The 26,229-nt window shown below is 66.9% G+C and carries 24 protein-coding genes and 1 pseudogene; 16 read left to right on the top strand and 9 right to left on the bottom strand.

What is annotated here, in order from left to right; all coding sequences use genetic code 11:
- Nucleotides 1–369 precede the first annotated feature (369 nt).
- From CRM89_RS30895 to CRM89_RS32240, 3 genes and pseudogenes are all read left to right on the top strand, one after another.
- A complete protein-coding gene (locus CRM89_RS30895; RefSeq protein ID WP_170986766.1) occupies nucleotides 370–543 on the top strand; it encodes a hypothetical protein in 174 nt (57 codons plus the stop codon).
- A 1,034-nt stretch (nucleotides 544–1,577) separates the two neighbouring features.
- On the top strand, nucleotides 1,578–2,069 hold the full coding sequence (locus CRM89_RS10595) for an MspA family porin (protein WP_172964477.1): 492 nt from the start codon (nucleotides 1,578–1,580) through the stop codon (nucleotides 2,067–2,069).
- Nucleotides 1,957–2,762 (top strand): annotated as a pseudogene (locus CRM89_RS32240) (MspA family porin). The gene CRM89_RS10595 and the pseudogene CRM89_RS32240 overlap by 113 nt, the downstream one beginning before the upstream one ends.
- Nucleotides 2,763–2,819: 57 nt before the next feature.
- On the opposite strand, the gene CRM89_RS10580 reads toward CRM89_RS32240, so the two are convergent.
- Both CRM89_RS10580 and CRM89_RS10575 read right to left on the bottom strand, forming a co-directional pair.
- On the bottom strand, nucleotides 2,820–3,488 hold the full coding sequence (locus CRM89_RS10580; protein WP_098083867.1) for an MspA family porin: 669 nt from the start codon (nucleotides 3,486–3,488) through the stop codon (nucleotides 2,820–2,822).
- A gap of 51 nt (nucleotides 3,489–3,539) precedes the next feature.
- Entirely contained in the window at nucleotides 3,540–4,214 is a 675-nt protein-coding gene (locus tag CRM89_RS10575) for an MspA family porin (protein WP_098083866.1), read from the bottom strand.
- A gap of 290 nt (nucleotides 4,215–4,504) precedes the next feature.
- On the opposite strand from CRM89_RS10575, the gene CRM89_RS10570 reads away from it, so the two are divergent.
- The 4 genes from CRM89_RS10570 to CRM89_RS10555 all read left to right on the top strand — a co-directional run bounded on the left by CRM89_RS10570 (nucleotide 4,505) and on the right by CRM89_RS10555 (nucleotide 9,751).
- Nucleotides 4,505–5,170 (top strand): response regulator transcription factor, encoded by a 666-nt coding sequence (locus CRM89_RS10570; RefSeq protein ID WP_098083865.1) that lies wholly within the window; start codon nucleotides 4,505–4,507, stop codon nucleotides 5,168–5,170.
- Nucleotides 5,171–5,178: 8 nt separating this feature from the next.
- On the top strand, nucleotides 5,179–6,267 hold the full coding sequence (locus CRM89_RS10565; protein ID WP_211153580.1) for a sensor histidine kinase: 1,089 nt from the start codon (nucleotides 5,179–5,181) through the stop codon (nucleotides 6,265–6,267).
- A gap of 376 nt (nucleotides 6,268–6,643) precedes the next feature.
- A complete protein-coding gene (locus CRM89_RS10560) occupies nucleotides 6,644–8,395 on the top strand; it encodes an ABC transporter ATP-binding protein (RefSeq protein ID WP_098083863.1) in 1,752 nt (583 codons plus the stop codon).
- A gap of 165 nt (nucleotides 8,396–8,560) precedes the next feature.
- Entirely contained in the window at nucleotides 8,561–9,751 is a 1,191-nt protein-coding gene (locus CRM89_RS10555) for a cation:proton antiporter (RefSeq protein WP_098083862.1), read from the top strand.
- Between the two features lie 66 nt (nucleotides 9,752–9,817).
- On the opposite strand, the gene CRM89_RS10550 is transcribed toward CRM89_RS10555, so the two are convergent.
- Both CRM89_RS10550 and CRM89_RS10545 read right to left on the bottom strand, forming a co-directional pair.
- A complete protein-coding gene (locus CRM89_RS10550; RefSeq protein WP_098083861.1) occupies nucleotides 9,818–11,047 on the bottom strand; it encodes a DUF418 domain-containing protein in 1,230 nt (409 codons plus the stop codon).
- Nucleotides 11,048–11,170: 123 nt separating this feature from the next.
- The gene (locus CRM89_RS10545) at nucleotides 11,171–11,671 is read right to left on the bottom strand and encodes a hypothetical protein (protein ID WP_098083860.1); all 501 of its coding nucleotides are present in this window, start codon (nucleotides 11,669–11,671) and stop codon (nucleotides 11,171–11,173) included.
- Between the two features lie 367 nt (nucleotides 11,672–12,038).
- Between CRM89_RS10545 and CRM89_RS10540 the strand changes: the two genes are divergently transcribed.
- On the top strand, nucleotides 12,039–13,190 hold the full coding sequence (locus tag CRM89_RS10540; protein ID WP_082392796.1) for a sensor histidine kinase: 1,152 nt from the start codon (nucleotides 12,039–12,041) through the stop codon (nucleotides 13,188–13,190).
- A gap of 8 nt (nucleotides 13,191–13,198) precedes the next feature.
- Here the strand turns inward: CRM89_RS10540 and CRM89_RS10535 are convergent, their stop codons facing one another.
- The gene (locus CRM89_RS10535) at nucleotides 13,199–15,358 is read right to left on the bottom strand and encodes an MMPL family transporter (protein ID WP_098083859.1); all 2,160 of its coding nucleotides are present in this window, start codon (nucleotides 15,356–15,358) and stop codon (nucleotides 13,199–13,201) included.
- A gap of 208 nt (nucleotides 15,359–15,566) precedes the next feature.
- On the opposite strand from CRM89_RS10535, the gene CRM89_RS10530 reads away from it, so the two are divergent.
- The 6 genes from CRM89_RS10530 to CRM89_RS10505 all read left to right on the top strand — a co-directional run bounded on the left by CRM89_RS10530 (nucleotide 15,567) and on the right by CRM89_RS10505 (nucleotide 21,538).
- Nucleotides 15,567–15,962 carry a helix-turn-helix transcriptional regulator gene (locus CRM89_RS10530; RefSeq protein WP_086843872.1) on the top strand — a complete coding sequence of 132 codons (396 nt, stop codon included), beginning with the start codon at nucleotides 15,567–15,569 and terminating at the stop codon, nucleotides 15,960–15,962.
- Nucleotides 15,959–17,923 (top strand): cation-translocating P-type ATPase, encoded by a 1,965-nt coding sequence (locus CRM89_RS10525; RefSeq protein WP_054811718.1) that lies wholly within the window; start codon nucleotides 15,959–15,961, stop codon nucleotides 17,921–17,923. The genes CRM89_RS10530 and CRM89_RS10525 overlap by 4 nt, the downstream gene beginning before the upstream one ends.
- A complete protein-coding gene (gene lspA, locus CRM89_RS10520; protein WP_054811717.1) occupies nucleotides 17,920–18,450 on the top strand; it encodes a signal peptidase II in 531 nt (176 codons plus the stop codon). Before CRM89_RS10525 ends, lspA begins: the two co-directional genes overlap by 4 nt.
- A complete protein-coding gene (locus CRM89_RS10515) occupies nucleotides 18,401–19,978 on the top strand; it encodes an MFS transporter (RefSeq protein WP_054811716.1) in 1,578 nt (525 codons plus the stop codon). The genes lspA and CRM89_RS10515 overlap by 50 nt, the downstream gene beginning before the upstream one ends.
- Nucleotides 19,979–20,070: 92 nt before the next feature.
- Nucleotides 20,071–20,658, top strand: a complete 588-nt coding sequence (locus CRM89_RS10510; protein WP_054811715.1) for a cadmium resistance transporter — start codon at nucleotides 20,071–20,073, stop codon at nucleotides 20,656–20,658.
- Between the two features lie 175 nt (nucleotides 20,659–20,833).
- Nucleotides 20,834–21,538, top strand: coding sequence for an AraC family transcriptional regulator (locus CRM89_RS10505; protein WP_228787576.1), 705 nt, complete (start codon nucleotides 20,834–20,836; stop codon nucleotides 21,536–21,538).
- A 19-nt stretch (nucleotides 21,539–21,557) separates the two neighbouring features.
- Here the strand turns inward: CRM89_RS10505 and CRM89_RS31650 are convergent, their stop codons facing one another.
- The gene (locus CRM89_RS31650) at nucleotides 21,558–23,555 is read right to left on the bottom strand and encodes an N-acetylmuramoyl-L-alanine amidase (RefSeq protein WP_223518915.1); all 1,998 of its coding nucleotides are present in this window, start codon (nucleotides 23,553–23,555) and stop codon (nucleotides 21,558–21,560) included.
- 292 nt (nucleotides 23,556–23,847) lie between these two features.
- On the opposite strand from CRM89_RS31650, the gene CRM89_RS10495 reads away from it, so the two are divergent.
- Nucleotides 23,848–24,720 (top strand): sterol desaturase family protein, encoded by an 873-nt coding sequence (locus CRM89_RS10495; protein ID WP_195013740.1) that lies wholly within the window; start codon nucleotides 23,848–23,850, stop codon nucleotides 24,718–24,720.
- 29 nt (nucleotides 24,721–24,749) lie between these two features.
- On the top strand, nucleotides 24,750–25,094 hold the full coding sequence (locus CRM89_RS10490; protein ID WP_086843835.1) for a DUF3703 domain-containing protein: 345 nt from the start codon (nucleotides 24,750–24,752) through the stop codon (nucleotides 25,092–25,094).
- A 72-nt stretch (nucleotides 25,095–25,166) separates the two neighbouring features.
- On the opposite strand, the gene CRM89_RS10485 is transcribed toward CRM89_RS10490, so the two are convergent.
- From CRM89_RS10485 to CRM89_RS10475, 3 genes are read right to left on the bottom strand one after another with little or no spacing between them, the layout of a single operon-like run.
- The gene (locus tag CRM89_RS10485) at nucleotides 25,167–25,574 is read right to left on the bottom strand and encodes a DUF302 domain-containing protein (RefSeq protein WP_062986804.1); all 408 of its coding nucleotides are present in this window, start codon (nucleotides 25,572–25,574) and stop codon (nucleotides 25,167–25,169) included.
- Between the two features lie 26 nt (nucleotides 25,575–25,600).
- Nucleotides 25,601–25,840 carry a DUF2892 domain-containing protein gene (locus CRM89_RS10480; RefSeq protein ID WP_086843838.1) on the bottom strand — a complete coding sequence of 80 codons (240 nt, stop codon included), beginning with the start codon at nucleotides 25,838–25,840 and terminating at the stop codon, nucleotides 25,601–25,603.
- A gap of 49 nt (nucleotides 25,841–25,889) precedes the next feature.
- The gene (locus CRM89_RS10475; protein ID WP_054811710.1) at nucleotides 25,890–26,159 is read right to left on the bottom strand and encodes a metal-sensitive transcriptional regulator; all 270 of its coding nucleotides are present in this window, start codon (nucleotides 26,157–26,159) and stop codon (nucleotides 25,890–25,892) included.
- Nucleotides 26,160–26,229 lie beyond the last annotated feature (70 nt).

The following is a 26,229-nucleotide window of genomic DNA, read 5'->3' as shown; positions in this document are numbered from 1 at the left end:
GACGGAAACGACTCCACGACACACAACTTCCGGCCAAAGCGCAAGTCAAGTGTGCACATGGACCATCTCTGTTCGTGGGGCGGACCTGACAACGCTCCCCCGCGAACGGCAGCTGTCCGAGCTTCGTCGGCGCCGACGGTCACCACCGATCTACTGCCGGTGCCGGTGCCGGTGCGGGGGCCGGTCAGCGAAGCGATCGGCGGCGGACTTCCGTATGGCGGTGTCGTTGCGTGCCGGCGCGGCAGTGTGCTGGCGAACCTCGTCGCTGCCGCTCGACCGCCGGGGTCGTGGCGGCGCTGCACCGACCTGACGAGTGCGACTTCAGGCTGCTCGCCGGCCACCGGGAGGGACGCGCGATTGGACAGGATCATGCTGGTCGCCACCCCACCTGAGCGGGTCGCAGAGGTGGTCGACGTGCTGACTGACGGCGTGGCCACGATCGCCGCTGCTCGGCCGGATCCGCACCCGCCGGACCGTCTCGATCGTGACCGGAGCCAACTGGTCGCGACCGAAGACACCCATCGACCATCGTTGCCTCGGTGAGCCGCGGACTTGGTCACGGTGCGGGCCGCGTGCAGAGCCTCGACATCGAGGTGCGTGCGGCAGGTGCGAGTCGGCAGTTGATCCCACCCCAGCCGCTGAATCACCTCGGTGGGGCACGTACGAGAACGCGGCGGCCGCGATCCGTACCAGACTGCGATGGGGTTGCTCTGGACCCGAAGTAGTTGCACACAGCTATCGCAGCGATGTAGATCAGCATGCTCGCTGGTCGGACGATCCGACCCCCCATGCGTCGGGATCCTTGCGAAAGGTGAGGATGACATGGTCGTGCGGCGCCGTCGATCATCTGAACCGCGTCTGTGCCCGCGCCGGTACCTTCTGGTTTGTGGGGTTCCGGTGTCCTCGCCTCCGGAGCGGCATTGTCACGCGACGCGGGCGACTCCGGTTTCGCGCCGTCCCGGAACTGCCGATTCATGAGATTCCAGGCGAGGTAGAGGTCCCCGAGTTCGGCACTCCATAACTCGAAACACTCTCCGACGTTCGTGTCGGAAGCCGTGGGAACAGGCTAGACGTCCTGGCCGGTGTTACCAGGAATCCACCAGAGTTTCTGGGCCGGACATCCAATCAGTTGAATGGCCTGGCCGTCTTGGTTCGGGTTTCGTATCGGGGTCTCCGGGCGAGATCGAGCCACAGGAACGTGGATGAGCGTCCAGTTGGGCGCGTGCTTACGTTGGACGGGGAGTGCGCAGCCGGTCGGCGGATTTCCGGGGTGGGTAGATGGCGGGACGATGGTGATCGTCGGCTCCTGCACGTGTGAGGAACTGACGTCCGCACGGTGATGCGCGAGGCCGTCTGTCCGGACGACCCGCCGGCGGGCCGGGTACTCACTGCGCGGAAGTCGTTGTCAATCGGCTGGTTCGGATGGGACTTCATGGCTGTAATGCTAAGAGGCCGAAAATTCGGCGCGGGAATTCTGTTGAGTGCGGCAGTGACGGAAATGTGCGCGCGCCGGCCCGGCTCGTGCCGAGACTCCAGTGGACGCCTCACGTGAGACCATCACTGCGGACGGTTGGACGTTGAGCGTCAGTAAAACCGGTGAGTCGGTGGAGCGGCGCCCTGGCCTGTCCCAGTCGCCGGTCAGCCGTGCGGGGGTGGTCACGTTCAAAGCTGCCGCGGTGATCAGTGGCGCGGGTAGCCGACCGGTCGGGTCCGGCAGCATCAGGGTCGGATACCAGGTCGGCTGTGCGATCGACGTTTTCTCGGGAATTACACTGGGACTGACGACCTCGGGTCCTACCGTCGCGCCGGTTCCCGGCGTCACACTCGGTGGCCAGGCCACCGTGACACCGTCGATCTCCACGACTCTCGTGCCGGGGACCGTCAGCACGGTGATGTTCGGCAACAAACCCCTTATCGGGCAGGACGGATCGATCAGCTTCGACCAGTCGGAGGTCAATGTGGACGCCTGCGTGGGACCGGTCACCATTCGCTCGTTCGCCACCGCGACCCTGTCCACACGGACTGCGGACCACAGCGTCATCGTTTACGGTGACCCCGTGCAGCTGTGAGGCATTCATCGATAGCGTCGGCCGCAACCTGAATTTGGACGTGATCAAGATGCACACAGACGCACGACGTACGGCGGCGCTCTGCGCCGGAGTTTTGCTCGGTACGATTCCACTCGCCGCGCTGACGGTGAGCGTGGCCGGTGCCGAACCGGTGTTCGATGCCTCCCGTCAGGTTGTGACAGACGACGGCTGGACGCTGACTGTCAGCAAGACGGGTGAGAAGCTCGACAGCGGGCCCAACCTGGCGAATTCACCCGTGAGCCGTGCGGGTGTGGTCGCGGTGAAGGCCGCTGCCGAGGCGGCCGGGGCGCACCTGCCGAATGTGGTAGACGGGACTTTGACCCTGAGCTATCAAATCGGTTGGCCGTCGATGTTTCCAGTGGTCTGCGACTGGGCGTCGGCGCCTCGCTCGGCGGGAACGCCGGGGTAACGGTCTCCGGCGCGACGCTCGGTGCGCGCGCGTCGTTGACGCCGAACACCTCCGCCACGCTCGTGCCCGGCAAGGTATCGACCGTCGAGATCAGGAAGAAGCCACTGACCGCGTCGCGAGGGTCGATCACCGCCGAAGGGGTCACCATCAATGTCGACGCCTGCCTCGGCCCGGTCACGATACGCTCGGTCGCCGCGGCGACGATCAGAACCTCGACCGCCGACAGCACGGTCACCGTGTACGGCGACACCATTCAGCTGTGAGCAGCCGGGGTATCAGCGTACGAATTCAGTGGTACCCCCGCGATCGGTGTCCCGGCCTCAGCCGATGCTGAACGGCTGACCCCACAGGGTCACCACGGAGCTGACCGCCTCGGTGGATACCTTCACCGTGACGAAGGCGCGCGCCTGGGCGTAGCCCGCGCAGCCGGACAATCCGATGGTCGAATCGGACCAGGTGACGCTGCCACTCGTGCCGCTGAACCTGTTGCGGGTCTTGTGCGATTCGTCGCCGTAGTCGTCAGCTTCTTCCAGATCGAGCAGGTACATCGCCTTCGCCTGACCCGGCCCCAGTGACAGGTTGCCGCCGGTCTTGCCGCCGATCTCGGGTTTCCCAGCCTCCCAGTCGGACTTGGCGTCGACGCCGCCGGTCACCCCGCCGCCGCCGATGTTCACCTGGCACCCGACGACATACCCCGGATAGATGGCGCCGCCCTTGACGCCGGGGCCGGACAGTTCCACCTGGGCGCTGCCGGAGACCCAGGTGTTGCGATGTACCGGAGTCGAACCCATGGAGGGGTTGATGGTGGCGGATTCGCCGACCAGGCGAACGGTCACCACGGTGCCGTCGGTGAGCGTGCGGGAGATCTCGCCGCCGGGTAGCGGTACGAAAGTGTCGGCGTTGGCCGCGCCGGTGGAGCACAGCCCTAGCGCTATGGTCGCGGCGGCACCGGCACCGGCCAGGCGCACCGCAGTCTTGCGATCGATCATGGTTGCTTTTCCCTCAGGGTTGAATGCTGTTGAGCAGTGGTCGATTCCGGGTCATCCGATGCTGAACGGCATTCCGTACAGTGAGGTTTTGGAGTAGTGGTCACCGATGATCTCGACCACGGTGAACGAACGTGCCTGGGCATAGCCGGCACAGCCCTGGATCTGCAACTCGGCGTCCTGGTATTCGACCGCGTAGACACTCGGCTTCAGGATGTCCTTGCCTCCCAGCGCGACGAACGCCACGTCGCCCGGACCGAGCTTCACGCCGATCGAACCGCCCGCGTTCACTCCGCCGGTGCTGACGCCACCCGACACCCCCGCCGAGATCGCCTCGTCGCCGATGCTGACCTGGCAGCCGACGATGTAGCCGGTGGTGACGCGCGAAGCCCCGTGTGTCGAGGAGTTGTTGGTGCCCGGTCTGTCCGCGGCGCCGTTGTTCGGTCCGACCGTGCCGGTTGGGGTCGCGCTGACATCGGCGATGACGGTGCCCGACAACCAGGCGACGCGCCCGGCGCCGTTGGCGGCGAGCGACGGCGAGATCACCGCGCGCTCCTGAGTGCGGGTGATCTTGACACCCGGACCGAGACGCTCACCGTCGGGCAACGGAACGACGGTGTCACCGCTCGCGGTGCCGGTGGCGAGTACGCCGAGCGCCGTCAGTGCGGCGGCCCCGAGCCCTGCGGCCCGGATCCGGTGGCGGCTACCGGAAAATCTGTTCATGTCCAACCCTCATCAGATGCTGAAAGCGATGCGAGCACGTGCACCGCGGTGACCGGGATCGCCGCTGTGTGACCAGCGGTGAGGACCTGCGATCGCAGCGAGCGTAGGCGCCGGTCGACGGGGTCTGCCATCCGTCGACCGGGGGGACGCAACCGGTCCTTCGGCTGGATTCGAACACCGCTCGACGCATTGCCGAGGGCGCTGCGCATATCCGAAGGTGAACAGATGCTCAGCGGTACGGTCGTAGGCGGCCGCGCCATCGGCACAACCGAGACGACAGCGAAGCAGGTCAATTCATGATTCGAGTGATCATCGTCGACGACGAGGCATTGGTCCGTTCCGGATTCGAGCTCATCCTGGGGGCCGCGCCCGATATCGAGGTGGTCGGGACGAGTTCCGGCGGCGGCGCGCTCGCGCTGATCGCCGCGCAGGCACCGGACGTGGTGTTGCTGGACATCCGGATGCCGGACGTGGACGGGCTGACGGTGTTGCATGAGGTGCGCGCGATGAGCGCACCCCCGGTGGTGGCGATGCTGACGACCTTCGACACCGACGAGTACGTCGTCACCGCGCTGCGCTCCGGCGCGGCGGGGTTCCTGCTGAAGGACACCGAACCGGGCCAGCTGCCGCAGGTGGTCCGCACGTTGGCGGCTGGGGGAGTGGTGATGTCCCCGAAAGCCGCTGCGACGCTGCTGCACCAGGACAACGCCCTGAGCCGGCTGGCCGCGACCGACGACGAGGTCGCCCGGTTGGACAGGCTGACCGAGCGCGAACGAGACGTCCTCGTGCTGTTGGCGGAGGGATTGTCGAACGCCGACATCGGGCAGCGGATCTTTCTGAGCGTCGGAACGGTGAAAGATCATGTCAGCGCGATCCTTGCCAAACTACGCGTCGCCAGCCGCGTCCAGGCGGCGCTGGTCGCCCAGCGGGCCGGGTTACTGACCGATCGGCACGACGATTGATGTTGACGATGGCGCGCACGCGTACGCCGCTGTGGGTGGTCGATGCCGCGCTGATGGTGCTCGCGGTGGCCGACGCGTGGTTCGGCAGCGTCAAATACGATCCCGATGAACTGACGATCGCCGCGCTCGCCTGCTTCGGTCTCGTGTTCCGGCGGCGCTGGCCGCTGCTCACCTTCGTGCTGACGATTCCGGCGCTGGCTCTGACCGAACTCGTCGTCGCCCCGGCGGTCGCGCTCTACACACTGGCGAAACTGTCCGCCAATCGCTATCTGCCGGTCGGGTGCGCGGCGGTGGCCGGTCTCGTCGCCGCGTCGTCGAGCCCGTTCTTCGAGTTGTCGCGCACCGATGCCATCGCCTATTTCGCCTATACGGCAGGTACTGCCATCGCTCCGGTCTTCTTCGGTCAATTGGTGCGCGCACGAGACGAACTCGCCCAGCGACTGTTGGAGATCGAGGAGGCGCGCGACCATGAGCGCCGGCTGCACGCCCAAGCCGTGCTCGCCAGGGAACGGGCGCAGATTGGACGCGAGATGCATGATGTCGTCTCCCACCAGGTGAGCCTGATCGCCGTGCGGGCAGGCGCCTTGATGGTCGCCGCACCCGACACCGACACCAGGGACGCGGCCCGCACGATTCGGCAGCTGAGCGTGGCGACGCTCGAGGAACTGCGGCACCTGGTGACGTTGTTGCGTGCCTCCGGCGGCAAGACCACCGAACTCACTCCCCAGCCGACACTGGCAGACCTGCACAGCCTGATCGAGTCCAGCGCACTGCCCGTCGATCTGGTGGGCACGCTGCCCCCCGACATCACCGGCGCGGCACAGCGGGCGATCTACCGCACGGTGCAGGAAGCGCTGACCAACGTCCGCAAGCACGCGCCCGGTGCCGACGCCCACGTCGAACTATTCTCCGATGCCGATCAGGTCGGAGTGATCGTCAGCAATTCGCCGCCCACCCGGACAGCGATTCCCTTGCCCGGCTCCGGTCATGGCCTGATCGGCTTGGCCGAGCGCGCGGAATTGTTGCAGGGCCGGTTGCACACCGCTCCTACCGAGGAAGGCGGTTTCCGCGTCGAACTTCGACTGCCCCGTTCCTGAAGGACGCCGTCGCGCCCGTCCGCCGCGAACCCGACGTCGGCCGGGGGCGCTACCGCCGATCGGCGGGTTCCCGTCGAGATACCGAGATCGCAGAATCGGAGTGCGCTGTGAATCAGGCACGGCGCAGGTCACCGCTACCGGCAAGGGCGGTGACTGGCAGCGCCCGACCGGGCGCGTGAGAAGACGGGCACCCGTGGAAGACCCCCCTCGCCGTGGGTGCCCGTCGCCGCCGGCAGAGGCGTCGCTCCGGCGCCGCCAGACCGGGTGATCCGGAAGTCGCGTCGCCTCCGCCGTGTGGCTGGTCTCGCTCCGCCGAGTGGCTGAGAGTTCGCTGCGGGGGTGTGTGAGCGGTCGTCGGGAACTTACGTTCGATGGCATGAAGAAAACGTCGCCCACCTTTGCCCGGCTCCGGGTCCTGTGGTCGTTCGTCGCGCCACATCGTCGCGCCCTCGGACTCGGATCGGTGCTCGGAGTCCTGGGTGCGACGGCCGGCCTGGCCACCCCCATGATCACGAAGTGGATCCTCGACGCCGTCGGATCCGGTGCCACGCTCACCACTCCGGTCGCGGCACTGCTCGGACTGTCGGTGTTCAGCGCGACTGTGCTGTGCCTGGAGACGATGCTGCTCGGCACGATCGGCGAACGGGTGGTGCTGACCGCGCGGAAGTCTCTGGTGCGCAGATACTTCCAGGCGACCATTCCGTCGCTGAACCGCCGCCCCATCGGTGAACTGGTGACCCGGGTCACCTCCGACACCGTCCTGCTGCAGGAAGCCGCCTCCGCCAGCCTCCTCGGCCTGATCAACGGCATGATTATGCTCGTCGGCACCCTGGTGCTGATGGCCGTACTCGACGTGATGCTGCTCGTCACCACGCTGGTGGCCATCGGTGTGGTCGGTGTGCTGTTCCTGGCGCTGATGCCGGCCGTGGCCACCGAACGGCAGCGGGCCCAGCAGCGCCTCGGCGCTGTCGGCGCCGCACTCGCGGGTTCCCTGCACGCGATCCGTACGGTGAAGACCAGTCGTGCCGAGCAGCGCCAATCCGGGCGCATCATCGCCGAGGCGGAGGCCTCGACCGGGCACGCGCTGCGCGCGGTCCGCCGCGAGGCCATCGCGTCGGCGATCACCTGGGCGGGCGTGGAGATCGCGATCGTCGTTGTCGTCGCCGTCGGCGCGTGGCGGGTCGGTCAGGGTTCGCTCGCGTTGTCGAGCCTGATCGCGTTCCTGCTGTACGCGTTCGCGCTGATCGAACCGGTGACCGGACTCGGCCAGCATGTGATGACCCTGCAGGGCGGCATCGCCGCGGCCGGGCGCATCCGGGAGATGGAGCAGCTCGAGATCGAATCCGACATCGGCACAGCGAAGATCGACGCGAACGCCGTCGCCGATTCCTCGGCGGTGCTCGAATTGCGTGGCGTTACAGCAGGTTACGGCCGGGACGATGCCGTGCGCGACATCGATCTCATCATCCCGCGCACCGGGCATGTGGCGATCGTCGGCCCCTCCGGGTCGGGCAAGACCACGCTGCTGTCGCTGATCATGCGGTTCCTCGAACCCCGCGAGGGACAGCTGCTGCTGAACGGGCGGCCTTACAGTGACTACGGCCACGCCGGGGTACGGGCCAGGTTGGCCTACGTGGAACAGGACACGCCGGTGGTTCCGGGAACGATCAGGGAGAACCTGCTCTACGCCTGCCCGGACGCGTCAGAGGAGGATCTCGCCGAGGTCATCCGGGCGACCCGGTTGCGGGAGACGATCGCCGCGCAGGAGCACGGGCTCGACACGCCGCTGAGTTCGTCCTCGGTGTCGAGCGGTCAACGTCAGCGCATCGCGGTGGCGCGGGCCCTGCTCGGCGCACCCGATGTGCTGTTGCTCGACGAGGCCACCGCGCATGCCGACGGCATCACCGAGGCCGCGATCCACGAATGCGTGCGGCAGCGGTCGCGGGTCGGCGCGGTGGTCACGGTCGCCCACCGACTGTCGACCGTGGTCGACGCCGACCACATCGTGGTGTTGCAGGACGGCGGCATTCGCGCTCAGGGCTCGCACGCCGAGCTCGTGGACACCGACGAGCTGTACCGCGAGTTGGTGAGCGCGTTGCGCATCGAGGAACGGGCCACGGCGCGTTGATGCGCCGAACGGCACCTGTGTCCGCAAGCGGGCACAGGTGCCGCGGTTGGCTCGGAGCGATTGCCGGTGAGCGTGTCGTGCCACGATCGGCCGGGTCCGCGAGCCACGATCATCGCAGGCAGCGCCGAGGTGCGTTGATCGGGACCGGTACGGAGAGGTAGCGCGGTGAATCAGGTACTGACCGTTGTGGCGTCGGTGCTCGCGCTGTGGGCGGTGGTTGCCGGGCGGCTGGAGCGCTGGCGGATCACCGCCCCGATCATCATGGTCGTCGCCGGGGCAGCCATGGGCATCACGACCAAGGGCTCACTCGGCGAGACATTGAACACCGAGGTCGCGTTGAAAGCGGCGGAGATCATCCTGGCGATCCTGCTGTTCAGCGACGCGGCGGAGGTCCGCGGCGGACTGCTCGGTCGAGAGCGATGGTCGGCCTTGCGGTTGTTGTTCGTCGCCTTACCGCTCAGCATCGGTCTCGCCATGCTGCTCGGCGGATGGTTGCTGCCCGGATTGGCCTGGTCGGTCCTGCTCGTGATCGCCTGCGCGGTCGTGCCGATCGATTTCGCCCCCGCGACCGCGGTCGTGCGCGACGCACGGTTCCCCCAGCGCCTTCGCACTCTGTTGAACGTGGAGAGCGGCTACAACGACGGCATCGTGTCGCCGATATTCCTCGGCGCCCTCGTGCTGGCAGGCGGCACGAAACACGGGACGAGTGTGGCCGCCGCACTGCAGGCCGCGCTGCCCGCGACGATCAAAGCCGTACTTGTCGGCCTGGCGGTCGGTGTCGTCCTCGCCCTGCTCACCAATGCGGGTGATCGTCAGGACCTGATGACCGAGCAATCCAAACGGGTCGCGGTCGTCGCCGCGCCGATCCTGGCGTTCGCTCTGTCCGCGGGCATGCACGGCAACGGGTTCGTCGCCGCGTTCGTCTGCGGCATCGTGTACAGGTCGATGCGCGACGAGGCCGCGCTCCGACGGGAATTGGAACTGCTCGACGATCTGGGTTTCCTGCTCACCGTTGCCATGTGGTTCGTCTTCGGCAGCGTCGCGGTTCTGGTGGTCACCTACGACCTGAACTGGCGACTGATCGCGTTCGGCGCCGCGGTCTTGACCGTCGTGCGGGTCGGACCGGTGCTGCTGTCGATGCTCGGCTCGGACTTCTCCTGGCGCGATCGGCTGCTCGTCGGCTGGCTGGGCCCCCGTGGCACGGCCTCGATCGTGTTCGGGCTGATGGCGTTCAACGTTCTGGACGGCCGAGCGGCCGAGACGACGCTGTCGGTGATGGTGATCGTGGTGTTGGGCAGCGTGATCTTCCATGGTGCGGGTTCGGCAGTGGCGACAGGGGTGTCGAGGCTGCGCTAGAAGGCCAATACGACGTGCGAAGCCGGGTGGACACGTCAGTCGACGAGTCCACCCGGCCCGGAGACCTCAGCGGATGTATTTCGCTGGTTTGGTCGCCGCGTTGAGGAGATACTCGAGCGGTCCGCGCTTGAAGAAGCGCGACCATACCGTGGCGAACACGGTTGCCCCGAGGACGAACCAGAGCAGCGGTAGCCACGACTGCGCGGCAGTGGGACCCATGTGCATCCCCACGGCCCCTTGCACGACGAAGTGGCCCACGTAGCAGGTCAGCGACATGCTGCCCACAGCGATGATCGGCACCGCAAGACGCCTCAGCAATCCGAACCGCTCCAGCGCCGCTGTCGCGCCGACGATCACGAGGATCGCGACACCGAGACTGCCGACGATGTCGAAGGTGGTACCGCTGTGTGGTCCGGCCAACAGCAACGAACCCGGACCCTGTGCACCGAACGGCCCCGTACTCATGTCCATTTTCGCGCTCATGTCCGTGCCCGGGGGCGGCCCGGAACCTGCCATGCTCTTCAACGCGTCCGCACCGCCGAGCAGCCGGGACAGACCGTAGCCGAGTACGACGAGCGCGGCACCGAGTGCGGCCACCCGCTTTCGCACCGCACCGGTCGCCAGATCGAGGCGGGCCAACGCCATACCGGCGATCACGAACGGCATCCATGTCATGGTCGGGTACATGCCGGTGAGCAGCAGATCGAGCACGCCGACGTTGCTCAGCTTCTCGAGCGGGTCGTAGGCGTTGATGGTCTGCTGGACCGACCCGGACAGCACCTTCTTCAGAAGGAAGGCCAGCTGAGGGGTGACCAGGGCGAGCCCGGCCGCGATGAGCGCGAGCTTCGTGGCACTCAGCTTGACCAACGGCAGGGCAAGCAGGAAGTAGACGCCGTAGAAGGCGAGGATCACGACGTCGCCGTAGACCATCGTCATCGCGGTACCGATCGCCAACAGGACAAGCGCACGGATCGCGATCCGCGCTTTCGCCTGTCGACCGGCCAGACCGGTCTTCGGCTCCCGACGGCCCGCGATCAGCATCAGCGAGAATCCGGCGAGGGTGGCGAACAGGATCGAGGAGCGCCCTTCGACCACATACCGAAACCAGCTGCCGACGCCGCTCGCCGGTGCGGGGCCGATGTGCACGGTGTACATGCCGAAAACCGCCAGCGCCCTCGCCACGTCGAGCCCCGCCAGCCGCGCAGTCGACGGACCGGGTGGGGCGGGCGCGGCGTCTTCCGCCGCTGGCCCGGCAGGCGGAGCCGAGGTTTGCTCCGAATGCTGTATCGAGGTCATACCACCAATGTCGTGGTCGCCGCGTCACCACAACATCCGGCAGGTTCCGGTTTCCGCCCCGCCGATCGGCTGGACTGGCAGCCGACGTGCGGGTCTCGCCGCGGCCGAATGCCGCTTCAGTTGCTACTGGTTGAGCGAGTTCACCACAAAGACCGCCAAGCCGAGCGCCGTATTTCCCAGCCCGATCGCCGCCGCTTTCCACGCGGAATAGCCGCCTGCTCGGGCTGCCAGCAATCCCCAGCCGAACAGCAACACCATGTTCACCACCAGGATAACGGTGGTGTAGCCGACAGTGACCGAACCGTCGGGGTGAACGATATCGTCGTGCCAATCCAGCACATGCGCGAAGAGCAGGATGAGAATCGTGGGGAGACAGGCGATCACGAGCGGAATGCCGGTGAGCATGTTGCGCCCGAGGTCCGTCCAGAATCCCGCTTCCGAATCGGCGCTGTGGGTGGAGACATGCTGCCCGTAACTGCGGGTTATCGCCGTAATGGCGATACTGACGCACACCCACAGCGCCGCCTGGCTGGGATTCTCGCCGAGCGGCATCGCCGCCACGATGACGCTCGCCAGCACCGTGCCGACGACGCCGCCGTAGATGTCGTTCGCTCGTAACCGCATGGTTGCCGAGTGTAGTGACGGGTCTGGCCTGCCGGTGGAGCGTCGGCGGTATCAGCAGTGCATCAGCGGTCGTCGCGCGACTACTCCATCGATGGTGGGCAATGGACACCCACATGCCCCTGCGGAATCGAACCTGCAACGGCAAAGGCGGGTATGGCGTGCGGAAACGCCGTGGCAGGTTTGTGCCCTCGGCAGGACACACAAAACATGGGCAACCGGAAAACGCCTGGTCATCGTGGATTCCTACACGGTCTAGCGACCCCGGTCCGCCTGTGCCGATCATATCGCGCGGTGAGTTAAGAGCTGACAACAGTGTGTCGCTCCGGCGCTGTCAGCTGCTCGGCAGCGCTTCGCCTACGGTGAGCGTGTGATCGACTTGCGTGCACGCCGCGACCTGCAGCGTTTGTTGCGGTGGCTACCGTTGATGTTGATCCCGATACTGTTGTTGGCCAGCACGTATCCGGGCCAGTACCGGGTGCCGACCTACTATTGGCTGCTGGCGTTGGCCGCCGCAGTGGTGTTCGTGGCGGTCGCGCGGTGGCCGTTGGTGGTCTCGGTTGTGCTGTCGTCGTTGGCGGTGCCGATGCTGCGTGCACCAGCGTGGGGTGTGTCGGGGCTGGTGCCCTATCTTGGTGCGGTTGCGCTGGTGGTCGTCATCGCCAGGACGCATCGATGGGCGACGGTGGTGGTCGCAGCTGCGGGTTGGGCGGCTGCGATCGTGCTCGGGCGGGTTGGTTTGCATGAGACTTCCATCGGGCGTGCCTATATCGCAGTCGAAGTAGCTGCCTATGCAGGAGTTCCGTTGTTGTTGGGCTTGTATCTGCGTGGTCAACGCGATCTTGCCGACAACTTGCGCAGGCAGGCCGCCGACGCCGAGGCGCGCACGCGCATCGATGAGCGCGCAGCCATGGCCAGAGAACTGCACGACGTGGTCGCTCATCACATGGCTTCGATCATTTTGCGGATCTCGGTCGCCGGACATGTTGTTCGTGGGGCGGATTCGCGCATCGTCGGGGTGCTCGACGATGTACGGGCAACCGCCGCCGACGCGCTGTCCGATATCCGCAGGCTCCTGACCGGGTTACGCGATCCAGCGCTGGGTGTGGTGGCCTTGGTTGACAGCGATGCGGTGGCCACCGAGATCGCCGCGGCCATTACCCGCGTCCGTAGCGCTGGATTCACCGTCGACGCGCAGATCGACGCCGAGCTCGGCGGGCTCGACGCGATCAATCGTCTGACGCTGCTGCGGTTGGTGCAGGAATCGCTCACTAATGTGATGAAGCACGCGGATCGCGACGTTCCGGTGATGTTTCGGATCAGCAGTGATGAGGGCGGTATCGCGATGGTCGTGCTCAACGGTGGCCGTGCCCATGGGGTGCCCCATGGGCACGGCCTCGTCGGAATGCGGGAACGTGCTGAACTCGCGGGTGGCGCACTGACCGTTGGCGCTGAGGACGATCATTGGGCCGTGCGCGCCCGGCTGTCGGTCAGCAAACGCGAAGACACCAACCTGTCGTGATCGCCGTGCTAATCAGCGGCGGCCGACGTTTCGGGTGCGCTTGTGTCGGATCGGATCCGGTGCCGGGTCGGTAGCCACCAGTTCCAGTCTCCGAGCAGGCGCATGAGGGCGGGGACGAGGACGAGGCGGATCAGGACGGCGTCGAGTAAGACCGCGACAGCGAGGGCGAGGCCGAGTTGTTTGAGTTCGAGGATGTCGGCGGTGAGGAAGATGGCGATCATGATCGCGGCGGCCGCGGTGATGGGGCGGGCGGTGTGGGTGAGTCCGGCAGCGACTGCGTGCTGGTTGTTGCCGGTGGCATCCCAGTATTCGCGCATGCGGCGGATGAGGAAGACCTCGTAGTCCATCGAGAGGCCGAACAGCAGGGCGAACACGACGGTGGGCAGGTAGACCTGGACGAAGCCGGGACTGGTGAAGTCGAGGAGGTTTTCGCCGAGGCCCCATTGGAATACCGCGACGGTGATGCCGAGGGCGGCGCCGGTGGCGAGCAGGTTCATCGCGATGGCCTTGACCGGCAGGGCGATGCTGCGGAACGCGGCGATGAGGAAAATCAGTGAGGCAGTCAGCACGAGGGCGACGACGAGCGGCAGTTTGGTGGTCATTTCGTCGGAGAGGTCGACGAATTCGGCGGTGCTGCCACCGATGCGGACCTCGACTCCGGCCGCGTCAGCCGCTGCGGTGCGAAGGTCGCGAATGAGGTTGGTGGCCTCCATGGAGTCGAACGCGACTGACGGGATCGCCATTGCCAGTACTCGTCCGTCGTTGAGTTGGGTGGGGAGAACGGTGGCGATGCGTTCGTCGCCGGCGATCTCGGTCAGGAATCGGTTGACCCGTTCGGGCGCGTCGCCGCTGAGTGGGGTGTCGCCAGGGCCGGTGGCGATGATTTCGACTGGTGAGAGTGCTCCGGCCGGGAAGTTGGTGGTCAGTGCGGTGGTGGCGCGTCCGGTGGGGGTGTCGTCGAGGGCGCTGGTGCCCATATCGAGGCCGTAGCGGATCCCGAATACCGGGAATGCAGCGACGACGAGCACCGCTACTGCGGCCGTGCCGAACAGGACCGGTCGGCGCATGACTAGATACGCCCAGCGCGCCCAGCGACCCGGGCTGGCACCAGGAAGGTCGGTGACGCTGTCGGCGGGGCGCCAGCGGGCCGGGAGTGCGCCGCGGTTGACAGCAGGGCCCAGGACTGCGAGCAGGGCGGGAAGCAGGGTGACGGCGACGATGAGCATGCTGATGACAGCGGTGGCGACGCCGATGGCAATGCCACGGAAGATCGGTGCCTGGATGATGATCAATGCGCAGAGCGAGATCATCACCACCAGGCCCGAGACCAGAATCGTCTTGCCTGCTGTGGCCAGTGAGCGGCCGACCGCGGCCGCGATCGCGGCGTGGTCGGCGACCACGGGATGGGCGAGTTCTTCGCGGAAGCGGCTGACGATGAACATCGCGTAGTCGATACCGACGCCCAGGCCGACCATGGTGGCCATGGCCACGGTCAGCGAATCGAACACGGTCACCGTGGTGAGACCGAACAACACCCCGACAGTGGTCAGCAATCCCGCGATGGCTACTCCGATCGGGACCGCCGCGGCGGCGAGAGCGCCGAGCGCGAGGACGAGCAGGATCAGGGCGACCGGGATGCCGATCGCCTCGGCGCGGGCCAGGTCGGCGTTCTGTAGTTCGGTGGCCGCGTTCTGCACCGCCGAATATCCGGTCAGTCCCACCTCGACGGAGTCGTCGCCCGTGGTGGCGATAGCGCCCTGCAGGTCGCGGGCGACCCTCGCGCGTTCTGCCATGTCGCCGCCGATACCGACCAGCGCGATCGCGACGTGCCCATCAGCCGAGATCTGGGATCCGGGCGGCCCGTCGTAGGGGCCGATGACATCGACCACGCCCGGCACCTCCTTGGCCGCGGTGACTGTGTGAGTCACCGCTGCACGGAAGTCGGAGTCGTCGGCGGTGAGGGCAAAGGATCTCAGCACAATGACCGCCTGCTCGGCGCCGAACTGTGGAAAGTGCTGGGCAACAAGACGATCGACCCCGGTGGACTCGGAGCCTTCGACGCCGAAGTCCATGGCACCGAGCCGGTTTTCGAGTAGTGGGTAGGCCACCGCACACACCGCCAGTAGTAGCGCCCAGATCGCCAAGACCGCGCGTCTGCGTCGGGCCATGAGAACGCCCCACCGATACAGCAGCCCTGGCGAGCCAGGTGGCAGTGGTTTCTGCCGCGACCTCTCGGTGACGGTGATCCGCTGCTGGTTCACGTGTTCTCCCTCCGTAACCGATCACCATTGATCGTCAAATGACGATGTGATCGTTGAAATGAGATTAATCACGCAAGCGGTCGATATCAATACCCTCTGCCGCTATCATCGTCGTATGGCGATTAATGAGGGCGAGGGTTGCCTCGTCGAGACGCAGGGCTTGGATCCGGCGGTGGCGTTGTTCCACAGCCTCTCGGATGGGACGCGGTTGGCGATTGTCCAGCGGTTGGCGTCCAGGGAAGCGCGGGTCGCGGATCTGATGGCCGGGCTCGGACTGGCGCAGTCGACGGTGTCGGCGCATGTGGCGTGCCTGCGTGACTGTGGGCTGGTGGTGGGTCGTCCGCAGGGCAGGCAGGTGTTCTACAGTCTGGCCCGTCCTGAGCTGATGGATCTGCTCGCCTCGGCGGAGACCCTGCTCGCGGCGACCGGTAACGCGGTGGCGTTGTGCCCGAACTACGGCACCGACGCCACCTCCCCGACGACGGAGACCACTGCGGAGGTGCGAGCGTGAGCGACGCGTGCGGCTGCGGCCACGACGAACCCACCGCAGACGGCGAGACCGAGGAGCGGGAACCCGAAAAGCTCTGGGAGGTCAGTGAACTGCGCGCTGCCGCAGTTGCCGGTGTGCTGCTGGTGGCGGCACTGATCGTTGGCTGGACCGGCGGCCCACGCCCCGTGGAGTTGGGTTTGGAGATCGCCGCACTGCTGGTCGGTGCCTACACCTTTGTCCCGTCGACGTTCAAACGGTTGGCCAAGGGCAAGATCGGGGTCGGCACGCTGATGACGATCGCCGCGATCGGTGCGGTGATCCTGGGCGAGGTCGGCGAAGCCGCGATGCTGGCGTTCCTGTTCTCCATCAGCGAGGGCCTCGAGGAGTACGCGGTCGCCCGCACTCGCCGCGGTCTGCGCGCGCTGCTGAACCTGGTCCCCGACCGGGCCACCGTGCTGCGTGACGGCACTGAAACCGTGATCAGCCCGGCGGAGCTGCGGGTGGGGGACCGGATGCTGGTTCGCCCCGGCGAGCGTGTCGCCACCGACGGCGTGATCGTCGAAGGCCGTAGCGCGCTGGATGTTTCGGCGATCACCGGCGAATCGGTACCGGTGGAAGCCGGGCCGGGTGCGGAGGTGTTCGCGGGGTCTATCAACGGCACCGGCGTGCTGACCGTCGAGGTCACCACGACCGCTGAGGACAACTCTTTGGCGCGGATCGTACGGATCGTGGAGGCCGAGCAGGCCCGCAAGGGTGACGCCCAACGCTTGGCCGACAAGATCGCCAAACCGCTGGTGCCCGGCATCATGATCGCCGCCGCCGCCATCGCGGTGATCGGCGCGCTCTTCGGCGATCCGGTCACCTGGATCGAACGCGCGCTGGTCGTCTTGGTCGCGGCGTCACCGTGTGCGCTCGCGATCTCGGTACCGGTCACCGTGGTGGCCGCGATCGGTGCTGCGAGCAAGTTGGGTGTGCTGGTCAAGGGCGGCGCCGCGCTCGAGGCGATGGGTCGGGTGCGTGAGGTCGCGCTCGATAAGACCGGCACGCTGACCGCGAACAAGCCCGCTGTCGTCGAGATCTCGACGGTCACCGGCGTCGATCAGGAAACTGTGCTCGGTGTCGCCGCGGCGCTGGAATCGCGCAGTGAGCATCCCCTCGCTCGTGCCATCCTCGCCGCCGTCGACACCTTCGCTCCCGCGACCGACGTCGAGGCCGTCACCGGCGCCGGGTTGACCGGTCTGGTCGACGGCCGGGCGGCACGACTGGGCCGCCCGGGCTGGATAGAACCCGGTGCGCTGGCTGCCGATGTGGAGCGGATGCAGCACGCGGGGGCGACCGCGGTGCTGATCGAGCTCGACGGCCAGGTGATCGGTGCGATCGCTGTGCGCGACGAACTGCGTCCAGAGGCGGGTGAGGTCATCGACCGGTTGCATGCCCTGGGTATTCGCGTGTCGATGCTCACCGGCGACAACGCGCGCACTGCCGCCGCGCTGGCCGCCGAGGCCGGGATCGAAGACGTGCACGCGGACCTGCGCCCGGAAGACAAGGCCCGCATCGTGGCCGAACTGCGTACCGACCGGTTCACCGCGATGGTCGGCGACGGCGTCAACGACGCCCCCGCCCTGGCCACCGCCGACCTCGGTGTGGCGATGGGCGCGATGGGCACCGACGTCGCCATCGAGACCGCCGACGTGGCGCTGATGGGGGAGGACCTGCGGCACCTGCCGCGCGCGCTCGAGCACGCCCGCCGGGCCCGGCGGATCATGTTGCAGAACGTCGGCTTGTCGCTGGGGCTGATCACGATCCTGATCCCGCTGGCACTGTTCGGAATCCTCGGATTGGCGGCGGTGGTGCTGGTCCACGAGCTCGCCGAGATCGTCGTGATCGCCAACGGTGTCCGCGCAGGACGCACGAAGTCCCTGGCCTCGCTGCCCGATTCGACGGCAAAGCCCGCCCCGGCGCTGGCCGGAGCCTCCGCGTGATCGCCACCTCGTCGTCTGCTCCCACCGTTTCGCGGTGGGGGCGGCGACTGCGGTGGGCCGCAGCCGCAGCCGTGTTCGCCGGGATCGACCTCGCGCTCAAAGCATGGGCGCAGACCGCGCTGGACGGGTCGCCGATCGAGGCGGGGCCGGTGGATCTGCGGTTGGCGTTCAACCCCGGCGCCGCGTTCTCGATCGCCGCCGACGCACCGACCTGGGTGATGCTGTCGATCACCACGGTGATCACCACGGCGGTCGCGGTGGCCGGATGGGTTGTCGCACCGCGCGCGAACTTGTTCACCCGGGTCGCACTCGCCGCAATTTTGGGTGGTGCCGCTGCCAATGTCATTGACCGAGCCCCCGACGGGCTGGTCACCGACTATCTGCATACCGGCTGGTGGCCCACCTTCAACCTGGCCGACACCTTCATCGTGCTCGGCGCGACCGCCCTGATCATCACCACCCTGATCGGAAACTCCGATGAGCGAGAACAACTCTCACCCGATCGCCACACCGGCAATCGGGACTGAACCGAGCCCATCGCGTCGGTGGGCAGGGTTGGCGGCGCTGGTCGTGGCCCTGCTCACCGTGGGGCTGGACCTGATGGTCCTCAACGTCGCCCTGCCTACCCTGGCGCAAGACCTGGGCGCGAGCACCACCCAGCTGCAGTGGATCGTCAACGCCTACACGCTGGTCTTCGCCGCGCTGATGCTGCCCGCCGGTGGCTTCGGCGACCGCTACGGCCGCAAACGGCTGCTGCTGGTAGGTCTGGTCGCCTTTGTCGCCGCGTCGGCATGGGCCGCCTACAGCGGGTCCACCGGTTCGCTGATCGCCGCCCGCGCGGTCATGGGCATCGGAGCCGCGATCATCGTGCCGCTTTCACTCGGGATCCTGCCGACGCTGTTCGGTCCAGACCAGCGTCGTCGCGCGATCGCGGTGTGGGTGGGCGCACTGGGCGTCGGTTTGCCGCTGGGCCCGATCGTCGGAGGCTGGCTTTTGCAGCACTTCTGGTGGGGCTCGGTGTTTCTCATCAACGTCCCGGTCGGTGTCGCCGCTGTGGTTGCCTGCATGGTGTTGGTGCCCGAGTCGGCCGATCCGGACGCACCGCCGCTGGACTGGCTCGGGATCGTCACCGCCGTGCCCGGTACGGCGGCGGTGGTGTTCGCCGTCATCCAAGCACCCGAGTACGGGTGGGCCGACCCCATCGTGCTCGCCACTCTCACAGCCGGTGTGGTGCTGATCGTGGGATTTGTGATGTGGGAACGGCGGGCCCGCCACCCTCTGGTCGATCTGGCACTGTTCGCCGATCCCGCCTTCACCTGGCCCACCCTGGCCGCTACTGCGGGGACCTTCACCCTTGTCGGAGTGCTGTTCGTGCTGCCGCAATACTTGCAGATCCTGCGCCATCACGACGCCTTCGGCACCGGACTGCGCTTGGTTCCGTTGGTGCTGGCGATCATCGTCGCCGCGGCCGCGGTCGACAAGATCGTCACCCGCGTCGGCGCGAAAGTCCCGATCGTCACCGGAATGGTAATCGCGTCAGCTGGTTTCGTGCTCGCGTCCCGTATCACCGTTGACACCGGCTACGGCTATGTGGCGACGTGCCTCGCGGTTATCGGCTTGGGCGCAGGGCTGGCGTTGGCACCGGCGGTCGATGCGGTCATGGCGAGCTTGCCCGAACACCGCAGCGCCGCGGGAGCCGGTTTGCTGATGGCCATCCGACAGGTCGGGGCCGCGTTCAGCGTCGCCATCCTGGGCACCCTGCTCACCGTCGTCTACACCCGCGACCTCGACCCCCACCTGAACGGGCTACCCGAGGCCGTGGTCGGCGCGGCACGCGACAACATCGCTGGAGCACAACTGGTCGCGACCGGGCTTCCTGACCCAGCTGGTGCCGACCTTACCGCCACCAGCGCCCACGCCTACACCGAAGCTATATCTGCGGTGTTCCTGGCCAGCGCCGCTGTCAGCGCCCTGCTCGCCGCGGCCATCGCCGCCAAGCTCCCCAAACAGACACCCTCGCCGGGGCGAACATCACCGGCGCCCAGCCCGCGATGAGGTAGACAGTCGGTAGCCAGCCGCGAGGGTGCAGCCCGACAACGCACGTCCGCCCAATCACTGTGTGCTCCCCGAGAAAGGCCTCCACGCCAATGGTTACCACGATCTTGCAGGCCATCGGGCTCTTCCTGGTGACCAACATCGACGACATCATCGTGCTGTCCCTGTTCTTCGCCCGCGGCGCGGGGACTCGCGGAACCACCCTCGCCATCGCAACGGGGCAATATCTCGGTTTCGGCGCGATCCTCGCCGCGTCCATCCTCGTCGCGCTCGGTGTGACCGCGTTGCTGCCGGAACACGCTATCGCCTACTTCGGGCTGATACCGCTGCTGCTCGGTTTGCTCGCCGCATGGCGAGCGTGGCGAAACCACGACGACGACGATCGGGTCGAGGGCAAGAAGGTGGCGGTGTGGACGGTTGCCGCGGTGACCTTCGCCAACGGAGGCGACAACATCGGCGTCTATGTCCCTGTCTTCGCCACCGTGGGAACGGCGGCGATTTTCGCCTACTCGGTCGTGTTCCTGCTGTTGGTCGGGGTGTTGGTGCTCGCCGCGAAGTTCCTCACCACCCGCAAGGGCATTGCCGAGATCTTGGAGCGGTGGGAACACATACTCTTTCCGCTCGTTCTGGTCGTTCTCGGAATTGTCATCCTCGTCAGCGGCGGCGCGTTCGGCCTCTGACCGCCCACCACCCTGTTTACACACGAGATCACCAAGAGGGAGGACGCGAGGTGACCTGTCTGTGCCCGTGCTCGTGTTGTCGATTGCTGTCCGGGAACGACCGGACATGGCGCGTGCGGAGGTGAGCGCTCCCGAGCACCGATGGTCCGGCGGGGTTTCGTTGACTCCCGGGCTCATGACATTCACCGGCGAGATCGGCGACGCAGCTGCCCACGCGCACGCCGCCGTGCAGGTGCTCTTCGTCGCACGAGGGAGACTGACCCTCGCCGACGCGGCCGGACACACCACGCCCGCGCTCGCCGCGATTATCCCACCCGGTGTAGTCCACCAGGTCAGTACCGAACCGGGCACCAGCGGATTCCTCGCGTTCCTCGATCCCGACAGCGTGACCGCCCACGCGGCACTGGCCCGACTGGGCGGGCAACCGCGCCACGCAGTCACCAGCTGGGTCAGCGTCGCTGCGCCCCTACCGGCTCCGCCGGGCGGCGGTCCGGTCACCAGATCGGTGCGCCGGGCCTCGCACCCTGTCGTGGCCGAGGCGCTGCGCCGGGCGACCTGCTGGGTGGGAGGTCCACCCTCGCTGGGCGAACTCGCCGCCGACATCGGGATTTCGGCGAGCCGCCTCTCCCATATTTTCACCGCGCAGGTGGGATTGCCGTATGTGGCGTGGCGGCGGTGGGTACGCCTGCAGCTCGGATTCGCTGTCGTGCGTGAAGGCGGTTCCCTCACCGAAGCCGCGCACACAGCGGGGTTCGCCGACAGCGCCCACCTCACTCGCACCTGCCGCGATCTGATCGGCATCTCTCCGACCGAAGCACTCGTCGCCACCGGATGGCGGCCACCACCCCCACGCGAGCGAGTCACCACCGAATCACGCTGATGGCAGCGCGCGAACTACCTCACGGTCCGGCCGCCGGCACCTCGCCGGGCCCAACTTCTGGCGTATCAGCCAGCGCCGGAGCCGGAACCTGTGCGGGCTCTGCCGGTAGCGGTGCAGGTGCTGGTGGAGTGTCTGCTGTTGCCGGCGTGGGAGTGGCCGGCGGCCTCGGATGATCGGAACCTGGCTGGGGCAGCCCCAGTGTGGTGACGACACCGGTCGCCTCGTTGAACACCAACGACCCGCGACCGAAATCGACCCGCACGCCACCCGGGACCGGGTACTCGTTGCTGCGCGGCGTGCCCAGCACGCCGTTGTCCCCGCCGAGCTGGGCGAACCGTTGCCCGATGCGCCCGGCGACTTCATAGACCTGACCGTCGGGGGCTTGGAACAGGTAACCGTTGACGAACCTGGCATACTGCCCGCCCTCGGCGGTGGGCACCGGCTCCGAGGCGGCCAACCCCAGCCGCCCCTGCGGTCCACCGGCATCGACCCAACGCCGAGCCAACATATTGTGGTCGACCAGATCCAACAGCTTGCCCGTCAACGCCGCCAGCGCCGACACGTCGGCATCAACATCAGGATCGGGTTGCGCGGGCACCGGCACCGAAGCCTGTCTCGGCCCCGCACCCGAACCCACACCCGCAGCGATCGAACGGATACGGTCCATCAGCGCATAGGCGGCATCCCCGGCGCAGGTGGTGTTACCGACATCGCGATGAGAGAACACCACCGGTAACTGCACCTGTTCACCCTCGCCATACGGAGTGAACTCGGTGCCCTCGGAGATCATCGTGGTGGTCCCCCGCGGATCCAAACCCGCGACGCGAGCACGCCATCCGACGAACTGACCCATCGCGGTGATCGCCGCCTGGGTCGGGTCCTCGGATTCGTGATTGCCCATGAACGCCACTCCAGCGGTGTTTTCGTTGAAACCACCGGTGTGCGCGCCCTGCACTGGCTCGTCCAAACCGCCGAAATGGCCTTCGAAGATCTGGCCGTATTTGTCCACCAGTGCGTGGTAGCCGATATCGCACCAGCCCAACGTTTCGGCGTGGTAGGCGTAGATCCCGCGCACGATCGCCGCGGACTCGGCCTTGCTGTAGTCGTTGCGGCCCGCGGTGTGATGCACCACGATCCCGCCCAGGCCGTCGTCGTAGGTCGGATCCTCACACCGGATCGATTCGTCGGCGCCCCACTGCGCGCGGCTGATCACCCGTGGCCCGCCACCAGCCAGCGGTGCCGCGATCGCCGACAGGTTCTCCTCACTACGGCCGGGATCGAGCAACACCGCGCTCATCTGCGGGACTGCGGGACCGAGATGGTCCGGGCCCGCGACCGGGGCCGGTCCCCGTGATCCGGGCTCCGCTGTGTCGGTTAGCTTGCGCGTGCTCAGGATTTGCACCGCGTCGGTGTCACCGACATAGACCGGTTCGCTACCCTGCATGCGCCCCGGACCGGGGCGGCGAGCCGAAACACTGTCGTCGGTCCCGGCCTCGAACCACGGACCCCAGGAACTGTCGAGTTGGCGGGCCCGCACCATCGTGGTGACACCCGCGAGATCCGGCGCGGTCAACCCGACCATGCTGAAATGACTCCCGTTGGTGAGCTCGGTGACCTGAGCACCGACCCGATCTGCCAAGTGCTCGGGCACCACACCTGGATCCAACGCCGGAGTCCGCGCCGAGATCGGCGCAGCCCCCTCGTCGGTGACGAACCCGATCGGCCCGACCCGGGAACCCTCCGGCAGCGGCGGGGCGCCGGGCACGAGCCGAAGATCCGCGACCTTCAGGTCCGGTAACTGCATGCCGGCCAGCTCGCGCAACGGCAACACGACCCTCGGCGCCCCAGCCAACCCGACCTGGGTCGTCGCAGTAGGCCGGAGCCGATCGGTTTCACTGTCGTTGGAGAACCGGTACTGTCCGTCACCACCGAGGAAACCGGCCGCGACCGGCGCCGCGACCACAGCGACCGCGACCAGGGGAAGCACATAGCTTCGTTTGCGGGTGTAGTTCGGCACGAATACTCCTACGTCAGTAGAAACCACGATGGCGGGCCCGGATCATGCGTCCGAACCGGCACCATCGATCACACCAGCCACAGCCACCTCAAAGAATGAAGTGTTACTTGAGACTGTAGCCAGGGTGTAGCCATACTTCGGTGCGACACCCGGGGCATCCGCTTGATCGATGAGACGTCACCGGCGCGGAGAGTCAGCTGATTTCTTCAAGCCCGACCTACTGCCTGGGCGCGAAGCTGAATCCGTGTCCACGCTCATCTCTGCCCTCGTCCGCTTCGGCTATGCGCCGTTGATGCTGCTCGGCATCAACGGTGCCGGTGTCGCCCTGGCCGCCGCCGGTGCCAACAAACTGTGGCTGCTCGCCTTACTCGGGATCGCGGTGGCGGTGTCGTTCACCGCCGAAGCGCTTCTGCCGTACCGGGCGGACTGGAACACCTCCCACGGTGATACCGGCCGCGACACCGCACACGGCTTCGTCAACGAAACCCTCATCCTGGGCAGCGTCGCCGCCATCCCCGCACTGGCCGCGCTGATTCCTGGTGACGGGATCTGGCCTGGCAGTTGGCCTTTCATTGTCCAGGTGCTGATCGCGATACTCGTCGCCGACTTCGGTATCACCCTGGCTCACTACGCCAGCCACAAGATCGCGATCCTGTGGCGATTCCACGCCGTACACCACAGCGTGCAACGGTTCTACGGCCTCAACGGCCTCATGAAACACCCGCTGCACCAAACCGTCGAGATGACCGCCGGAGTCACACCGCTCCTGCTGGTCGGGATCCCGGTCCCGGTCGCGGCGGCATTATCGCTAGCGGTGGCGGTGCAACTGTTGCTGCAACACTCCAACGCCGACTATCGCGTCGGCCCGCTCAGATACGTTCTGGCGCTCAACGAAGGCCACCGTTTCCACCACCTCAAATGGGCAGGTATCGGTGACGTCAACTTCGGGTTGTTCACCCTGATCTGGGATCACCTGCTGCGCACCTACAGCTACGACCCGCACCGACGGTTCTCCAGCGCAGACCTCGGCATGGCAGCCAAACCCGACTACCCCAGTGGCTACCTCGCCCAACTCGCCGAACCCTTCACCCGTCACGGCACCGTCCAGCCCAGCCCGGAGGCGACGGCTGTGCTCGGCGCCGCCGAACAGGCGAAGAAAGCCTGACGCTCAGCTCAACACGAAGGAGCACCCCCATGGCGAAGATTCCCGACGCTGCCCGTGCCCGCTACCACGAAGAGATGCAGGCCGCGAACACCACGACCGACCTGGCACGACGCTGGAGCCATCTCGAACGCGCCCACATCCTGTCCCAACCCGATCCCTGGCTGCACACCGCCAACCACGTCGCCATGTTCGCCCTGGCGGTACGTCAACGCGACCGGCGCGAAGCCTTCGGGCAGGTCATCCGGATCATCCTCGCCGCACCAGGGTCGCTGGCCGGGCTCGCCCCGGAAGGCAACACCGGCCGTGCCGATGTCGGATTGCGCCAAACCATGACCACTCCGCCTGATCTCGCCGCGTTGCTGGAGTCGAGCTGATCCGGTAGCCACCCGGTCAGGCGGTGTCTCGATACGGGCGACTCGTTTGGCCGCGGTGGGTTGGGCGAGGTGTCAGGTCCGGGTCGAGTCCAGCGCGGCCAGTGCTGCGTGCAGCCGGGTGGTGGCCTCGTCGGCGACGGTGTCGAAGGCGGGTTGGTCGGTCACCTGGACCATCAGTTGAGGGTTCATGGCTTCGACGATGATGGTGTCGGGGTCGGTCCGGTCGCGGCGGACCACCACGTTGCAGGGCAGCAGGAGTCCGATCTGGCGGTTGGTCTCGACCGCGCGGTGGGCCAGGGGCGGGTTGCAGGCGCCGAGGATGCGGTAGTCCTCCATGTCGTGGCCGAGTTTGGCTTTGAGGGTGGCTTGCATGTCGATCTCGGTGAGGATGCCGAATCCTTGCTCGGCCAGCGCGGTTCGGGTGCGTTCGATTGCGTCGTCGAAGGTGGTGTGCAGGCTCGTCGAGAGGGCTAGGTCCATCATGTGCTCCGATCCGAGACGAGTGGTCAGGCGGTAGGGGTTGGGCAGGACGTGTCGGCGAGGCCGAACCGGCGCATCACCAGGGTGGCCGGGCACCAGCCCATCGCGCTGTAGAGCAGCAGATTCGCCCCGACCAAGGCGGTCAGGATCAACCACCAGGGCGACAGGGTCGTGCTCAGCAGTGCGCTGAGCAGGACCAGGGTTCCGGCCAGGGCCGGGACGAGGCGGGTGATGGTCCATTCGCGCGGTCGCGGTGGCAGTGCCATCGGCGGGAGTCCTTTCGGTGAGTGCCAGACCCCGGGCGTGTGTTGGGGGTCAGGCCAGGGCGAGGAAGAGTTTTTCCAGTTCCTCGATGCTGAGGGGTGCGCGCTCACCGTCGGGGGTTTCGGTGAGGCATTCGCGCAGACCGGTGGCGACGATCTTGAATCCGGCGCGGTCGAGGGCTTTGGAGACCGCGGCGAGTTGGGTGACCACGTCCTTGCAGTCGCGCCCGGCCTCGATCATGGCGATCACCCCGGCCAGTTGGCCTTGCGCGCGGCGCAGCCGGTTGAGGACCTGCGCGATTTCGTCGTCGTTGCCGATCATGATGTGTCCCTTTCTCGGATCCTCACCCCACAATACCCCCAGGGGTATCTGAAGTGAGGATCCGGGAGAG

It is taken from the genome of Nocardia sp. FDAARGOS_372 (genome assembly GCF_002554515.1).
Taxonomy (GTDB): domain Bacteria; phylum Actinomycetota; class Actinomycetes; order Mycobacteriales; family Mycobacteriaceae; genus Nocardia; species Nocardia farcinica.
This window is presented reverse-complemented; position numbering and strand designations above follow the sequence as displayed.

Bases quoted from the DNA above. Each gene is read 5' to 3' on its own strand.
- CRM89_RS30895 (WP_170986766.1), top strand. From the start codon at position 370: ATGCTGGTCGCCACCCCACCTGAGCGGGTCGCAGAGGTGGTCGACGTG.
- CRM89_RS10580 (WP_098083867.1), bottom strand. From the start codon at position 3,488: ATGATCGATCGCAAGACTGCGGTGCGCCTGGCCGGTGCCGGTGCCGCC.
- CRM89_RS10570 (WP_098083865.1), top strand. From the start codon at position 4,505: ATGATTCGAGTGATCATCGTCGACGACGAGGCATTGGTCCGTTCCGGA.
- CRM89_RS10565 (WP_211153580.1), top strand. From the start codon at position 5,179: ATGGCGCGCACGCGTACGCCGCTGTGGGTGGTCGATGCCGCGCTGATG.
- CRM89_RS10560 (WP_098083863.1), top strand. From the start codon at position 6,644: ATGAAGAAAACGTCGCCCACCTTTGCCCGGCTCCGGGTCCTGTGGTCG.
- CRM89_RS10550 (WP_098083861.1), bottom strand. From the start codon at position 11,047: ATGACCTCGATACAGCATTCGGAGCAAACCTCGGCTCCGCCTGCCGGG.
- CRM89_RS10545 (WP_098083860.1), bottom strand. From the start codon at position 11,671: ATGCGGTTACGAGCGAACGACATCTACGGCGGCGTCGTCGGCACGGTG.
- CRM89_RS10535 (WP_098083859.1), bottom strand. From the start codon at position 15,358: ATGGCCCGACGCAGACGCGCGGTCTTGGCGATCTGGGCGCTACTACTG.
- CRM89_RS10530 (WP_086843872.1), top strand. From the start codon at position 15,567: ATGGCGATTAATGAGGGCGAGGGTTGCCTCGTCGAGACGCAGGGCTTG.
- CRM89_RS10515 (WP_054811716.1), top strand. From the start codon at position 18,401: ATGAGCGAGAACAACTCTCACCCGATCGCCACACCGGCAATCGGGACT.
- CRM89_RS10510 (WP_054811715.1), top strand. From the start codon at position 20,071: ATGGTTACCACGATCTTGCAGGCCATCGGGCTCTTCCTGGTGACCAAC.
- CRM89_RS10505 (WP_228787576.1), top strand. From the start codon at position 20,834: ATGACATTCACCGGCGAGATCGGCGACGCAGCTGCCCACGCGCACGCC.
- CRM89_RS10495 (WP_195013740.1), top strand. From the start codon at position 23,848: ATGCTGCTCGGCATCAACGGTGCCGGTGTCGCCCTGGCCGCCGCCGGT.
- CRM89_RS10490 (WP_086843835.1), top strand. From the start codon at position 24,750: ATGGCGAAGATTCCCGACGCTGCCCGTGCCCGCTACCACGAAGAGATG.
- CRM89_RS10485 (WP_062986804.1), bottom strand. From the start codon at position 25,574: ATGGACCTAGCCCTCTCGACGAGCCTGCACACCACCTTCGACGACGCA.
- CRM89_RS10480 (WP_086843838.1), bottom strand. From the start codon at position 25,840: ATGGCACTGCCACCGCGACCGCGCGAATGGACCATCACCCGCCTCGTC.
- CRM89_RS10475 (WP_054811710.1), bottom strand. From the start codon at position 26,159: ATGATCGGCAACGACGACGAAATCGCGCAGGTCCTCAACCGGCTGCGC.